The sequence below is a fragment of the Gordonia hongkongensis genome (assembly GCF_023078355.1).
GTDB lineage: Bacteria > Actinomycetota > Actinomycetes > Mycobacteriales > Mycobacteriaceae > Gordonia > Gordonia hongkongensis.
Window position 1 is genome coordinate 2,414,505 of record NZ_CP095552.1, and the last position, 14,236, is coordinate 2,428,740.

At 69.6% G+C, this 14,236-nt stretch carries 15 protein-coding genes; 8 read left to right on the forward strand and 7 right to left on the reverse strand.

Annotated elements, in window-relative coordinates; all coding sequences use genetic code 11:
* Positions 1–43: 43 nt before the first annotated feature.
* Together MVF96_RS10955 and ppgK are read right to left on the reverse strand one after the other, a co-directional pair.
* Entirely contained in the window at positions 44–1,606 is a 1,563-nt protein-coding gene (locus tag MVF96_RS10955) for an RNA polymerase sigma factor (RefSeq protein WP_083207184.1), read from the reverse strand.
* A 56-nt stretch (positions 1,607–1,662) separates the two neighbouring features.
* Positions 1,663–2,481, reverse strand: coding sequence for a polyphosphate--glucose phosphotransferase (ppgK, locus tag MVF96_RS10960; protein ID WP_065628897.1), 819 nt, complete (start codon positions 2,479–2,481; stop codon positions 1,663–1,665).
* Between the two features lie 170 nt (positions 2,482–2,651).
* Between ppgK and MVF96_RS10965 the strand changes: the two genes are divergently transcribed.
* The gene (locus MVF96_RS10965) at positions 2,652–3,605 is read left to right on the forward strand and encodes an inositol monophosphatase family protein (protein WP_065628896.1); all 954 of its coding nucleotides are present in this window, start codon (positions 2,652–2,654) and stop codon (positions 3,603–3,605) included.
* A gap of 52 nt (positions 3,606–3,657) precedes the next feature.
* On the opposite strand, the gene cei is transcribed toward MVF96_RS10965, so the two are convergent.
* Positions 3,658–4,350 carry an envelope integrity protein Cei gene (gene cei, locus MVF96_RS10970; RefSeq protein ID WP_065628895.1) on the reverse strand — a complete coding sequence of 231 codons (693 nt, stop codon included), beginning with the start codon at positions 4,348–4,350 and terminating at the stop codon, positions 3,658–3,660.
* Between the two features lie 410 nt (positions 4,351–4,760).
* On the opposite strand from cei, the gene MVF96_RS10975 reads away from it, so the two are divergent.
* On the forward strand, positions 4,761–5,060 hold the full coding sequence (locus MVF96_RS10975) for a DUF4193 domain-containing protein (protein ID WP_004018846.1): 300 nt from the start codon (positions 4,761–4,763) through the stop codon (positions 5,058–5,060).
* Between the two features lie 97 nt (positions 5,061–5,157).
* Here the strand turns inward: MVF96_RS10975 and MVF96_RS10980 are convergent, their stop codons facing one another.
* On the reverse strand, positions 5,158–5,730 hold the full coding sequence (locus MVF96_RS10980) for a DUF3093 domain-containing protein (RefSeq protein WP_065628894.1): 573 nt from the start codon (positions 5,728–5,730) through the stop codon (positions 5,158–5,160).
* Positions 5,731–5,752: 22 nt separating this feature from the next.
* On the opposite strand from MVF96_RS10980, the gene dut reads away from it, so the two are divergent.
* Together dut and MVF96_RS10990 are read left to right on the forward strand one after the other, a co-directional pair.
* Positions 5,753–6,238 carry a dUTP diphosphatase gene (gene dut, locus MVF96_RS10985; protein ID WP_065628893.1) on the forward strand — a complete coding sequence of 162 codons (486 nt, stop codon included), beginning with the start codon at positions 5,753–5,755 and terminating at the stop codon, positions 6,236–6,238.
* Positions 6,239–6,347: 109 nt separating this feature from the next.
* On the forward strand, positions 6,348–7,238 hold the full coding sequence (locus MVF96_RS10990; RefSeq protein ID WP_065628892.1) for a DUF3710 domain-containing protein: 891 nt from the start codon (positions 6,348–6,350) through the stop codon (positions 7,236–7,238).
* 24 nt (positions 7,239–7,262) lie between these two features.
* Here the strand turns inward: MVF96_RS10990 and MVF96_RS10995 are convergent, their stop codons facing one another.
* Positions 7,263–7,994, reverse strand: coding sequence for an alpha/beta fold hydrolase (locus tag MVF96_RS10995; protein ID WP_065628891.1), 732 nt, complete (start codon positions 7,992–7,994; stop codon positions 7,263–7,265).
* A 295-nt stretch (positions 7,995–8,289) separates the two neighbouring features.
* Between MVF96_RS10995 and MVF96_RS11000 the strand changes: the two genes are divergently transcribed.
* A complete protein-coding gene (locus MVF96_RS11000; RefSeq protein ID WP_004018839.1) occupies positions 8,290–8,664 on the forward strand; it encodes an OB-fold nucleic acid binding domain-containing protein in 375 nt (124 codons plus the stop codon).
* A 92-nt stretch (positions 8,665–8,756) separates the two neighbouring features.
* Positions 8,757–9,383, forward strand: coding sequence for a DUF3159 domain-containing protein (locus MVF96_RS11005; protein ID WP_139104502.1), 627 nt, complete (start codon positions 8,757–8,759; stop codon positions 9,381–9,383).
* Here MVF96_RS11005 and MVF96_RS11010 read toward each other — a convergent pair.
* Complete coding sequence (locus MVF96_RS11010; RefSeq protein ID WP_058250226.1) at positions 9,364–10,026, reverse strand: potassium channel family protein; 663 nt, start codon at positions 10,024–10,026, stop codon at positions 9,364–9,366. The genes MVF96_RS11005 and MVF96_RS11010 overlap by 20 nt on opposite strands.
* A gap of 22 nt (positions 10,027–10,048) precedes the next feature.
* On the reverse strand, positions 10,049–10,717 hold the full coding sequence (locus MVF96_RS11015; protein WP_058250313.1) for a potassium channel family protein: 669 nt from the start codon (positions 10,715–10,717) through the stop codon (positions 10,049–10,051).
* Positions 10,718–10,795: 78 nt separating this feature from the next.
* Between MVF96_RS11015 and MVF96_RS11020 the strand changes: the two genes are divergently transcribed.
* Together MVF96_RS11020 and MVF96_RS11025 are read left to right on the forward strand one after the other, a co-directional pair.
* The gene (locus MVF96_RS11020) at positions 10,796–12,811 is read left to right on the forward strand and encodes an APC family permease (RefSeq protein ID WP_137808743.1); all 2,016 of its coding nucleotides are present in this window, start codon (positions 10,796–10,798) and stop codon (positions 12,809–12,811) included.
* Positions 12,808–14,115, forward strand: a complete 1,308-nt coding sequence (locus MVF96_RS11025; protein WP_247451983.1) for a class I SAM-dependent RNA methyltransferase — start codon at positions 12,808–12,810, stop codon at positions 14,113–14,115. The genes MVF96_RS11020 and MVF96_RS11025 overlap by 4 nt, the downstream gene beginning before the upstream one ends.
* The last annotated feature ends 121 nt before the right edge of the window (positions 14,116–14,236 follow it).

Genomic DNA, 14,236 nt, shown 5'->3' on the forward strand with positions numbered 1-14,236 from the left:
AACCGTGAGGTTCCGGGGGCGATGAGGCTGTTGTCGTCACCGACTAGTCGAGATAGTCACGCAGGACCTGGGAGCGCGACGGGTGGCGCAGCTTCGACATCGTCTTCGACTCGATCTGACGGATGCGCTCGCGGGTCACGCCGTAGACCTGCCCGATCTCGTCGAGGGTGCGGGGCTGGCCGTCGGTCAGTCCGAAGCGGAGGCGGACCACGCCGGCCTCACGTTCGGACAAGGTCTCGAGCACTGACTGCAGTTGATCCTGCAACAGCGTGAAGCTGACCGCGTCGACCGCGACGACGGCTTCGGAGTCCTCGATGAAGTCGCCGAGCTGGCTGTCGCCCTCATCGCCGATGGTCTGGTCCAGCGAGATGGGTTCCCGGGCGTACTGCTGGATCTCCAGCACCTTCTCCGGGGTGATGTCCATCTCCTTGGCGAGTTCTTCCGGCGTCGGCTCGCGGCCGAGGTCCTGGAGGAGTTCACGCTGGATGCGACCGAGCTTGTTGATGACCTCGACCATGTGCACCGGGATACGGATGGTGCGGGCCTGGTCGGCCATGGCGCGGGTGATCGCCTGACGGATCCACCAGGTGGCATATGTCGAGAACTTGTAGCCCTTGGTGTAGTCGAACTTCTCGACCGCGCGGATCAGACCGAGGTTGCCCTCCTGGATGAGATCCAGGAACGCCATACCGCGGCCCGTGTAGCGCTTGGCCAGCGACACGACGAGGCGCAGGTTCGCCTCGAGCAGGTGGTTCTTGGCGCGGTTGCCGTCGCGGGAGATCCAGTTCAGGTCACGCTTCTGGGCGGTGCTGAGCTTCTCGCCGGCATCCATGATGCGCCGAAGACGTTCGGTGGCGAACAGCCCGGCCTCGATGCGCTTGGCCAGTTCGACCTCTTCCTCGGCGTTGAGGAGGGCGACCTTGCCGATCTGCTTCAGGTACGCGCGGACACTGTCGGCGGAGGCGGTGAGCTCGGCGTCCTTGCGGGCCTGACGCAGCGCCTCGGACTCCTCTTCGTCCCAGACGAAGTCGCCGGACTTCGCGGCGGCGGCCTCGTCCTTGGACGCGGCCTTCGCGGCGGCCGGGGTTGCGCCGCCGGCGGCGGGCGCGGTCGCCTCCTCGGACTCGTCGTCGTCCTCCGACTCGTCCTCGGAGTCGTCGTCGACCTCCAGGTCGTCGTCGATCTCGACGTCCTCGAGTTCGGCGTCGGGACCGTCGATGTCGTCGATCGAGTCCGGGTCGTCGGGCTCGGCGTTCGGATCGTCGCCGGAACCCTCCGCGGACGCGGCCTTCTTGGCGGCCTTCTTCGGTGCCGCCTTCTTGGTGGCCTTCTTCGCCGGGGCCTTCTTGGCGGGGGCCTTGCGGGCGGCGGTCTTCTTCGCAGCCTTCTTGGCGGTTCGCTTCGCCGGGGCGTCGGTCGCGGCTGGGGTCGACTCCGTCGACTCGGCCTCTGCATCACCCTGGTGGGTCGTGATGGCTGCCACGTACAACCTTTCGAACTGTCTTCTGTGGTGTCTTCTGTCGTCTGTCACCAGACGCGACACGGCAGCATGAGCCGCCGTGGACGAGGTCTTGGTTTCTCGGTTGGAATGACCGGTGACGACCATTGTAACGACATCGCCGTCCCCGGTGTGTCAAAGCCCTGGTCACGCCCTGCGCGGCGTCACGTCTTCAGTCCCTGGGACACTGCCATGGCCGCACCGACGATGCCGGCGGTGTTCAACAGCGTCGCCGGTACCACGGGCGTCTTGTTGGTCAGCAGCGGAATCCACTTGTCGGACTTGCGGCTGATACCGCCGCCGGCGATGAAGAGATTCGGCCAGAACAGCGCCTCGTAGGTCTCGAGGACCTCGGAGACCTTCTCGGTCCACTTCTCGTACGACCAGCCCTTCTCCTCGCGGACACGCGAAGACGCCTGGTGCTCGGCTTCCTTCTTGCCGACCTGTAGGTGACCGAGCTCGGTGTTGGGCACGAGGGTGCCGTTGATCAGGATCGCCGACCCGATACCGGTTCCGAACGTCAGCAGCATCACGACCCCCGCGACGCCCTTGCCCGCGCCGTACGCGTCCTCGGCCATACCCGCGGCATCGGCGTCGTTGAGGACCGACACCTGCCTACCGCCGAGGTATCCGCTGAAGAGGTCGTAGACGTCGGTGCCGATCCAGGCCTTGTCGATGTTCGCCGCCGTGCGCATGATCCCGTCGGTCACGACCCCGGGGAGGGTGACACCCACCGGGCCGGTCCAGTCGAAATGCGCGACCACCTCGGCGACGCCCCGGGCCACGGCCTCGGGTGTCGCGGGCTGCGGGGTGAGCACCTTGAACCGTTCGCCGACGAGTTCACCGGTGTCGAGATCGACGATGCCGCCCTTGATCCCGGAACCGCCGACGTCGACCCCGAAACCGAGGTTCGTCGGAGGTGTTGGATCATCGGGGCCGGCGACATCGGAGTCGGACGATCCGGGGACGGACGTGTCGGTCATGGCGGGGCTCCCTGTCCGGGTCGGTGTCTGAGGGTGGGGGCAATCCGAGACCAGCCTATTCACGCGACCGGCGCAACGCCCGTCATCGCAACGCATGTCGACACGATTCGACCACCCGGGAGGAGAGATCGGTCACCGCGATCGGTGGTGCGCTCCGGCCATGTGCTCACATGGAGGGCGTGGATCAGACAATTCCGGTGGACGAGCTCGCCGCGGTCGCCGGCGCCGTGGCCCGGGAGGCCGCCGCGCACGTACGTCGCCGCCGGCCCGAATTGTTCGGTGCGACACCGGGACACGGCGAGCCGCCGCAGCCCGCCGCGGTGGATTCCACCGTCCGGCCCGTCTCGACGAAGTCGACGGTGCAGCCCGTGTCGACGAAGTCGACAGTGCAGCCTGTGTCGACGAAGTCGACGGAAACCGATCCGGTCACCCTCGCCGACACCGAGACCGAACGCCTGATCCGCTCGCTGCTGCGTGAGGCGCGCCCCGACGACGAGGTGCTGGGCGAGGAGGACGGCGGGAGCCGGGCGGTGCCTACCGGTGTCCGATGGGTGGTCGATCCGATCGACGGGACCGTCAACTTCATGTACGGCGTGCCGGCCTATGCGGTGTCCATCGCGGCCCAGGTCGACGGACAGTCGGTCGCCGGGGTCGTCGTCGACGTCGCCCGCGACGTCACGTACGGCGCGACCCTCGGCGGGGGAGCGTGGGCGGCGGACTCCGCCGGGGTACGCCGGCCGCTCCGCTGCAATCCGGTCGACAGGGCCGAACTCGCGCTCGTCGCAACGGGCTTCGGGTACGACGCGGCGCGCCGCCGGCAGCAGGGACGCATCGTCGCCGAACTGCTCCCACGTGTCCGCGACGTCCGACGCATCGGCGCCGCGGCCCTCGACCTCTGCATGGTCGCGGCCGGCGCGGTCGACGCCCACTACGAACACGGTCTGAGCCCGTGGGACTGGGCCGCCGGCGGACTGATCGCCGCCGAGGCCGGCGCCGTCGTCCAGACTCCGCCACCGGATTCGCGGGCCGACGAGGGACACATCACCGTCGCTGTCGCGCCCGGGGTGGCCGACGAATTCCTCGCGCTGCTCGACGAATTCGACGCTCGCAGCCCGCTCACCTGACGGCCTCCCGCTTCTCGCCAGAGGTCGCCGGCCGCCGCACGGCGTGCGGAGCTCAGCAGGGGGCGGAGTGCACGGCCTCGACGAGGACCGGGTCGACACCACTCGCCGGATTCTTCGGATCCGCCGACCGCAGCGCCTCGAGGGCAGCCTGCGCGTCCTGCGACATCTCGCCACCCGAGTGGTGGACCCCGAGTGCGACGTCGACGGCCGTGCCGCGCCGGCCGTCGTCGACCAACTGGGCGCACGGGAACGCCAGCCATGTGGCCGCCGCCGCCGCGCGACCGGCCGGCCCGAACCGGATCTGTGCGACACAGTTGAGATCCCGGTTGGGATAGACCGGGTCATCGGCGTACGGCGTGTCCGGCACCGGGCTGAACCCCTGCGCGGTCAGGTCGTCGGACACCGTGCGGGCCGCGCCTCGTTCGTCGGAGGCGTTGAGGACGCGGACGCCGAAGGTCGACAGCGGGGCCGGAGCGACTCCGAGCATCTCGTCCCGTCCGACGACGGTGAGGGTCGGCGGGGCCGGCGGAGGTGGCGCGCCCGCTTCCACCGACGTCGGCGGAGTCGGTTGATTGCACGCTGTCGGAACGGATTCGGACTCGCCGCCGCCCAGCGCAACCGCCCACACCACCACGCCGACGACCATCAGGACGACGACCGTGACGATCGCCGGTGCGTAGCGCCGCCGACGGTAGGGTCGGCCCTGCTCGTCGGTCGGATAGCCGACCGTAATCTTCGACACCACCGTGGACTGACTCCTCACTGGGCGTTGCGTGATCTCGGATCACTGTAGAGGGTGACCCCGCAGTGCCCCGCGAGCCTCGCCGGGAGCGGTACGACTGGGGTGTACCGGGGCATGGATCGGGCGCCGAACCGAAACTTACCGACGAGTTGGGTCCCGGGTATTGACCTTCGATAGCGTGTCGACTATACTTCGGGCGCCCGCGCTTCCAGACCCGGGGTGCGCCCGATATGAAACCGTGATCGAAATCACGCAATACGTCTGATCCTCTGGTACGAATCTCGCCCGAGACGACGTTGCAGTGACCCCATCGGTAAGACAATCCCGGCGGAGTCGTGCGCAATAACACCGGGTGGCGACGCCAGCGCCGTCACCGTGAGCGCCCCTCACACTCTCGACAAGTTAGGCAAGGAATGGCTACAGATTACGACGCGCCACGACGGACGGAGACCGAGGACCTCAACGAGGACTCGCTCGAAGAACTGAAGGCTCGACGCAGCGAGGCGCAGTCCTCGGCAGTGGATGTCGACGAGAGTGATACCGCGGAGTCCTTCGAACTCCCGGGCGCCGATCTCTCGGGCGAGGAACTGTCCGTGCGTGTCATCCCCAAGCAGGCCGACGAGTTCACCTGTACCAGCTGCTTTCTCGTCTACCACCGCAGCCGGTTGGCCGAGGAGAACGGAAGCTCGCTCATCTGCGTCGACTGCGCGTGAGATGAACTGAGTCCAGCTGTCACAGCTGATGAAGGGGGCCGACGCCGAATACGGCGCGGCCCCTTCGTCGTGTCTCGGGTAGAGAGTCGTGCCCGGGTCAGGCGGTGGGTGCGGGACGGTCGGCCGCGGCGTCGTCGACGCCCAGCGCCGCAAGGAGTTCGGCGGGCCGACGTGTCGAGACCAGCCAATACGGTGTCGGGTCGTCGGGGTCGTCGAGCACGATGAGGACCATCGTCTTCACCCAGGAGCGGTGCACGAGATAGGCCGCCGGGTCGAGCTGCCGCCCGAGTGCGGCGCTCTTCGCGGTCGCCGGGACCGTCGCCGCCCGCGCGACGACGGCGCGCGGCAGGACCGCACGGTGGGCATGCAGCTCCCGATCCGCGGTCACCCGGATGCGGGTACGGCTCATCGACCACAGCATCACGACGCACAGCACGCCGGTGGCCACGTATCCGATGATGCTCCAGGCGCTCCCGCGCGCCGACAGCTGGATCTCGTAGCCCACCACGCCGGTGAGGACCACGGCTGCCAACCACCACCACCACGGCACGTACAGGCGCTCGTCGAACAGATCGGCGGTCGAGTCGGTGACGCCGGCGTTCCGCCCGGTGGGTGCGGGGGAGGCGTCCGAGGGTCCTCCGGGGCGCTCGGGCGAATGATCTGCGGTCACGTGACCAGCGTAGTCTGCCTGCGTGGCCTCAGATCTCCCCCCTGCGCACCCCGCTGACCCGGCGCCGATCGCGCTCCGACGCCTCGATCCCGACCTACCGCTGCCGACCAGGGCGCACCCCGGGGACGCGGGGGTCGATCTCTATTCGACGATCGATCTCGAACTGCCCGCCGGACGCCGTCAACTCGTCGGGACCGGGATCGCCGTGGCGTTGCCGATCGGCACCGTGGGGCTGATCCACCCGAGGTCGGGACTGGCCGCCCGGGCCGGCCTGTCGGTCGTGAACACCCCCGGCACCATCGACGCGGGCTATCGCGGGGAGATCAAGGTCTGTCTGATCAACCACGATCCGGAGCAGACGATCTCCATCTCGCGGGGAGACCGCATAGCCCAGCTGATCGTGCAGCGCGTCGAGCTGCCCGACTTCGTCGAGGTCGACGAACTCGACGACACCGCACGCGGCGACGGCGGGTACGGATCGAGCGGGGGATCGGCGATTCTCGCCTGACCGCTGCGGTGAACCGTCGCCCGGGGCTCTCCCCGACGGGAGTCGATTAGTGTTTCCCGTGTGTCCGGCGGATCGCTGTCGCCGGCGGTGACGAACGAGGAGTGACGCGATGGCACAGGACGGATCAGAGGAGCTGCGGGTCGGTCAGGCGCGCGGCCCCTACGACATCGACGCACTGGCGACCCGGCCGCAGGAGCTCGAGAACTCCCATCTGGACCTCGGATCGGTGCTGGTCCCGGTGGTCGAGGGCGGACAGGTCACCGTCGAGATGTCCGAGGCCCACCAGCCGCAGAACGTGTACCTGGTGACCCCCATCGGCCGGATCTCGGTGAGCGCCTTCGCCGCACCCAAGTCCCCCGGGATGTGGCGTGAGGTGGTCCGTGAGCTGGCCGCTTCCCTCCGCGACGACGGCGCGGCCACGAGTGTCGAAGACGGGCACTGGGGGCGTGAGGTGGTCGCCGAGACGGACGGTGCGACCCACCGGTTCATCGGGGTCGACGGCCCGCGCTGGCTCGTCCGGTGCGTGGGCAGCGGACCCACCGAGCATGCGGACGACCTCGCACGGTTGAGCCGCGCCGTACTGGCCGAGACGGTGGTCCGACGCGGGTCCGAGCCGTTCCCCCCGCGGGATCCGCTGCCCGTCGTGTTGCCGCCGGTGCTCGCCGAGCAGGTCGCGGCCGCCCAGCAGCAGATGTTCGCCGGCCCCCCGGCCGGACAAGAATCCCCGGACCCCTCCGCCCAGAACCCCACCGCACAGGACGCGGGCCCGGGTGCCGCGACCACCGAGGACGCGACCGACGATTCGGTACCCGTTGCCGGGGGTGCGCTCGATCAGGTCGCCCACGCCACCGTCTATGGGGAGAACGCCTACCGCGACGAGCCGGAGGCGGCCGCCGCCCGGGAAGTGGAGTCCGCGGCTCCCGCCGATCCCGAGGTCGACGAGGAGCCGTTGCCGCCGTCGTCGGGTTCGGCGATGCAGCGCTTCCGCCGCCGCCGCTGAAGCTCCGGCCAGACCGGGCTCCGATCACCCCGGCGGGTCGGTGAGTGCGACAAGCCCGGCCCGGAGCTCGTCTCCCAGCACACCCGGATCGTGGCCCCAGTCGTCGAGCGCGATCTCGACGAGGGTCGATTGCGGCGCGGCAGCATGCCATTCGCGGGCGACGGCGATGGGGTGGACCGGATCGTCGGCGGCCGCGACGATGGCCAGCGGCACCGTGAGCCCGGCGATCTCGGCCGGCGTCGGCGCCCGATGACGAGCCGCCTCGCGCAACATGCCGGCGAGGCCCGGGTACAGACCCCGCCACGACCGGGTCAGTTCCGCGGCCAGCCAGTCCGGGCTGCTGCTCGCCATCGCCGCGATGGTCGCCTCGAGTCCGTCGCGTTCGAGTGCATCGGCGGTGGCGCCGGCACTCGCGGCCGCGGGTGCCGAGTGGGCGTCGCCGCTCCATGCCGGCAGCGCGGCGAGCACCCCGGCGCAGCGTCGGTCGGTGTCCTGCAGGGCCCACTCGAGCGCGATCGCGGCCCCGATCGACACCCCGCCCACGAGGATCGAGCGGTGGGCTCCGGCGGCCCGCTCCAGCCCGCGGAGGTGGCCGTCGATCAACGGCGTCGTCGGGTCCAGCGCGATGAGCTCGACTCCCAGGTCCGCTGCGGCGCGCTGAAAGGAACGGGTCACGTGATCGGCGTCGGAGCCCGTTCCGGGGATGCCGACCAGAGCCGTCGGGCGAGGGCGGTGCGGACCGTCGGTGCCAGGCATCAGGGCATCATCCCCTAGTGGTGTGTCTCGAAAAGAGGTGGCCGGTATCCGGTGGGGCGCCGGGGACCATTCGCTTGTTTCCGAGACACACCACTAGGGTGTCCGGAGGTCCCCGCGCAGACCTGGACAGCGGGGGTCCGGCGACCACGGAATGGCCCCGCGGTCGCCGACGTTGTCACTGGCCGAGGCCGAGGTCTACGCTGGCGGGCAGGTCACCGATCACTCGTTCGGCGACCCACGGACACCGCTCTGTACAGCCCTGCGGTGCCGGCCGAAATCCATTGGGAGGGTCGAGATGCCCACTGCCGGCTATCTCAAACGACTGACCCGTCGGCTGACCGAAGATCTCGGTGACGCCGACGCAGAGAAGATCGCCGAGGAATCCAAGGCGACAGGTGCCCAGCGCGCATCCGAGTGCTGCCGCGGTGACGAGGTCACCATGCACGGCGAACTGCGTGCGGTCGAGACCTGTTCGCGGTCGGCCAAGGCGGGGGTGAAGGCCGAGTTCTTCGACGGCTCCGACATCGTGATGCTGAAGTGGCTGGGCCGTAACCGCATCACCGGCATCGAGCCCGGCCGCAAGGTCACCGTCCGGGGCCGGCTCGCCGAGCAGGACGGCCACAAGGTGATCTACAACCCTTATTACGAGTTGCACGGCGTCGACGAGTGACCGGTCCGGTCCCCGAGCATCCGGCCTCGAGACAGCCGGACGCCGAACCGTCGGCACCCGGACGGTCAGCACCCGAGCAGGCGGCGCCCACGGTGCTCGAACAGATCGGTGGCGTCTCCGGCCTGGTCTATTCGACCGTGCCCGTGGTGGTGTTCGTCCCCGTCAACTCCTTCTTCGACCTCCGGACCGCCATCTACGCGGCTCTCGGCGTGGCGGCGCTGCTCTTCGTCGTACGGCTCGTGCGCCGCGAACCCCTGACCCCCGCGATCTCGGGTCTGCTCGGCGTCGCCATCTGCGTCTTCATCGCCGACCGGGTGGGGGATGCCAAGGGCTACTTCCTCTTCGGGATCTGGAGCACCCTCGTCTATGCGATCGTGTTCGCCGGCTCGATCCTGGTGCGGTGGCCCCTCATCGGGGTGGCCTGGCATCTGATCAACGGCGAGGGTTCCGGCTGGCGCAAGCAGCGGTCCATCCTCCGCGCCTACGACATCGCCACCGCACTGTGGGCGGTGCTCTTCGCGGCGCGCTATCTGACGCAGTCGGAACTGTACGACGACGGGGCCACCGGGTGGCTGGCGTTCGCGCGCATCGCGATGGGGTGGCCGCTGACCGCGCTCGTGGTGCTCGCGACGATCCTCCTGGTCCGCCGGGCGCAGCGAGCCGAGGCGGCGCGCGCCGGCACCCCGCCGGACGCGGACGTCACCGCGCGATCTGCATAGCCTCGTAGAGGGCGGGCTCGGCCTCGGTGGGCGCGATGAAGACCAGTTCGTCGCCGCCCTCGATGGGGTCGTCGCGCTGCGGGACGATGACGCGGCCGCCGCGCAGGATCGCGACGAGCGCGGCGTCGCGCGGCAGTTCCAGCTTCCGGACGGGCTTGCCGGCGAGGGGAGTGTTCGACGGCAGGGTGAGTTCGACGAGGTTGGCCTGCCCCTGACGGAACGTCATCAACCGGACCAGATCGCCGACGGACACCGCCTCCTCGACCAGGGAGGCGAGCAGGCGCGGGGTCGAGACTGCGACGTCGACCCCCCAGTCCTCGCCGAACAGCCACTCGTTACGCGGGTCGTTGACGCGGGCGACGACCCGATTGACGGCGAACTCGGTCTTCGCGAGCAGGCTCACGACGAGGTTGGCCTTGTCGTCGCCGGTCGCGGCGATCATGACGTCGTAGGTCTGTAGTTGCGCCTCTTCGAGATTGGCGAGTTCACACGCGTCGGCGAGCACCCACCCCGCGCCGACGACGGAGTCGGTGTCGATGTGGCCGGCGTTGCGCTCGAAGAGCGTGACCTCGTGGGCGTTCACCAGCAGTTCGCGGGCGATCGAGCGCCCGACCGCGCCGGCTCCGGCGATGGCGACCTTCACTTCGGGACTCCTTCGGCCCGGGTCATCCGGACTCGTTCTGGGTGAACGGCCGCGCGGCGACGCCGCGGGCGTTCTTGAGGTTGTCGAGCATGACCGCCCCGTAGACCACATCGTCTTGTTGCAGAACGGTTTTCGCCTCGGGGAGAACCGGACGTCCGACACGGCTGAGGAAGGCCACCCGCGCGCCGGTCTGCTCCTGGAACTTGCCGACCGAGATCCCGATCCACGAGTCGTCGACGTCGATCTGGGCGATCGCCAGCGAACCCGACGGGTCACGCCACTCCATCGTCGTCGTCTCGCCGAGCGCCGAGACGAATCGCTCGGTCGTCCAGGGGACGGTCGCCACCGTGGGGATGCCGAGTCGCTCGTACACCTCGGCGCGCTTGGCGTCGTAGATCCGGGCGACGACGCGCTCGACGTCGAAGGTCTCGCGGGCCACCCGCGCCGAGATGATGTTCGAGTTGTCCCCGGAGGACACCGCGGCGAACGCGTCGGCGTGCTCGATGCCCGCCTTGACGAGGATCTCGCGGTCGAACCCGACCCCGGTGATCGTGCGGCCCGCGAAGTCGGGACTCAGCCGCACGAACGCGCTCGGATCCCGATCGATGATCGCGACGTCGTGTCCGCGCTTCTGCATCGACATCGCGAGCGCGGATCCGACCCGCCCGCAACCCATGATGACCACCTGCACGGCATTCCTCTCCACACGCGGCTCGTCTGCCGCGAGTCGAACCTACCCGCCTCGGCGCCAACGCTCTAGGGTTGCCTGGTGTCCACCGTCTCCAAGGTGTCCGTCGCGACGAAACGCCTCCTGCTCGGCAGGCCTTTTCGCAGCGACACGCTCGGTCACACGCTGCTGCCCAAGCGGATAGCCCTGCCGGTGTTCGCCTCCGACGCGATGAGCTCGGTGGCGTACGCGCCGCAGGAGATCTTCCTGGTCCTGTCGGTCGCCGGCATCAGCGCGCTGGCGTTCACGCCCTGGGTGGCGATCGCCGTCGCCGTCGTCATGGCCGTGGTCGTCGCGAGCTACCGCCAGAACGTGCACGCCTATCCCTCGGGCGGCGGCGACTACGAGGTCGCGACCGTCAATCTCGGTCCCAACGCGGGCCTGACCGTCGGCAGCGCTCTGCTGGTGGACTACGTGCTCACGGTGGCGGTGTCGGTCACGTCGGCGGCGGAGAACATCGGTTCGGCGATCCCGTTCGTCGAAGAGCACAAGGTGTGGTTCTGCGTCGGCGCGATCATGCTGCTCGCCGCGGTCAACCTACGCGGCATCAAGGAGTCCGGGGCCGTGCTCGCGATCCCGACCTACGGGTTCATCATCGGTGTCCTGGGCATGCTCATCTGGGGGTTCACCGAGATCTACGTGCTCGGTCAGGACATCCATTCCGAGACCGCCGACTTCGGCATCGTGCCCGAACAGGACAACCTCACCGGGCTGGCGCTGATCTTCCTCGTCGCCCGGTCGTTCTCCTCGGGCTGTGCGGCGCTCACCGGGGTGGAGGCCATCAGCAACGGGGTGCCGGCCTTCCGGAAACCGAAGTCGCGCAACGCCGCGACGACACTGCTGCTGCTGGGCGCGTTCTCCATCACCCTGCTGATGGGCATCGTGCTGCTGGCGGAGAAGATCGGCGCGAAGTACGTGATGAACCCGGAGCAGGACCTCATCGGGGCGCCGGAGGGTTACCAGCAGAAGGCCATGATCGCCCAGCTGGCCCATGCCGTCTTCGACTCGTTCCCGCCGGCCTTCTTCTTCGTCGCCACCGTCACCGCGCTGATCCTGCTGCTGGCCGCCAACACGGCGTTCAACGGTTTCCCGGTGCTCGGCTCGGTACTCGCGCAGGACCGCTACCTGCCGCGCCAGTTGCACACCCGAGGCGACCGCCTGGCGTTCAGCAACGGCATCCTCTTCCTCGCGATCGCCGCGATCGTCTTCGTCGTCGCGTTCGGGGCGCAGGTGACAGCGCTGATCCAGCTCTACATCGTCGGCGTGTTCGTGTCGTTCACCCTGAGCCAGACCGGCATGGTGCGGCACTGGACCCGCCTGCTGCGTACCGAGACCGACCCGAGCGCGCGGCGTCGGATGATGCAGTCCCGGGTGGTCAACACGGTCGGCTTGGTGATGACCGCGACCGTCCTGGTCGTCGTCCTGATCACCAAGTTCACCGAGGGTGCCTACATCGCGGTGATCGCGATGGTCTCGCTGTTCGTGATCATGAAACTCATCCATCACCACTACGCGTCGGTGCAGCGCGAACTCGACCGCGCCGAGGACGACGACGAGGCCGTCCTGCCCAGCCGCACGCATTCGATCGTGCTCGTGTCCAGCCTGCACATGGCGTCCAAGCGGGCCCTGCGGTACGCGCGGGCCACCCGTCCGGACGTGTTGGAGGCGATCACGGTCAACGTCGACGACCGCGACACCCGCAAGCTCGTCTCGGAGTGGGAGGCCAGCGACATCACCGTCCCGCTGAAGGTCATCGCCTCGCCCTATCGCGAGATCACCCGGCCCGTCATCGAATACGTGCGCCGGGTGCGGCGTGAGTCGCCGCGCGACGTCGTGACCGTGTTCATCCCGGAGTATGTCGTCGGGCACTGGTGGGAGCAGATCCTGCACAACCAGTCGGCGCTGCGCCTCAAGGGCCGGCTGCTGTTCGAGCCCGGCGTGATGGTGACCTCGGTGCCGTGGCAGCTCACCTCGTCGGACCGGCGCAAGGAAGACCGCGCGTACTGGGCGCCGGGGGAGACCCGTCGTGCGCTCGGCGAACCCGAACGGCGACCGTGAGCGGCCCGGCAACACCGCGCCGGGTCGAGGTGACCGTCGACCGTCCGGCCAACGGCGGTGAGTCCGTGGGCCGCGCAGACGGCCGCGTCGTGTTCGTCCGCGGGGCGATCCCCGGCGAACGGGTGGTCGCCGACATCACCGACGACCGGCACGACTCGTACTGGCGGGCTGAGGTGGCGGAGGTGCTCGACGCCTCGCCGCACCGGGTGGCGCCGCGGTGTCCGGCGGCTGCGGCCGGGGCCGGGTGCTGTGACCTCGCGCACGTGACGCCCGACCATGCGCGGGACCTGAAACAGGCTGTGCTGCTCGATGTCCTGGATCGCGTGGGTCGTCTACCGGGCGAGATCGTGGCCGGCACCGAGCTGGCGACCGACGGCGTGCGGCGTCTCGGGGACGCCGAGGTGGGGTGGCGAATCCGGACCCGCCTGGCCGTGGACGGCCGGGGGCGCCCGGGGCAGTCGGCGTTCCGCGGCCGCGGCGTCGTCACCGAGGCCTGCGTCCAGCCCGCCCCGGGAATGCTCGACGGACTCGCCGACCGCGGTTTCACCACGCACTCCGAACTCGCCGTCGTGCTCGACGCCGACGGCGCGCGCCACATCACCGAACTCGCGCCCGTGGCGGAGCCGCGCCGGGGCCGCGCCGACAGCCGGCGCCGGGCGCAGCAGAACCGCGCTCGGCACGCACGGCCCCGTGCCCAGCGGGTCGTCGAAGGTGGGGCGACGGCCGTCCAGCGGGTCGGCGGGCGGTCGTGGGACATTCCCGTCTCGGGATTCTGGCAGGCGCACCGCGACGCGCCGCGGGCCTACGCCGAGACCGTCGTCGACTTCGTCGGTGCGCATCTCGGGGGACCGCCACGCGTGGCGTGGGATCTGTACGGCGGGGCAGGGGTGTTCGCGGGCGCACTGCTCGACGGCCCGGCCGGTGCGCCGGACACCGTGCACATCGTCGATTCGGATCCGGCCGCACTCGACGCCGCCGAGCGGGCCTTCGCCGGCGACGGCGATCGGGTGCACACCCATCGCGGGGAGGTCGCGGCCCGGATCACGGACCTCACCGCGCGGCCGGACGTCGTCGTCCTCGATCCCCCGCGTACCGGAGCCGGGGAACGGGTGATCGGGGCGATCGCCGACGCCCGGCCCGGCATCGTGGTCCACGTGGGCTGCGACGCCGCCCGATTCGCACGTGATCTCGGATACTTCGCCGCACGCGGATTCCGTGTCGTCGACATACGCGGTTTCGACGCTTTCCCGCTGACACACCACGTGGAGGCGGTGGCCTGCCTCGTTCCGGCCGCCGACGGGTGAGCGGGGCGCGCTCGCGAGGTCCGGATCCCGACGCGTCGGCCATCCGTCGATCGGGCTCGCGACGAATGCTTCCGTAGACTGACCAGACATGTGCCGGACGTTCTCCGGCTCGACAGCCGAC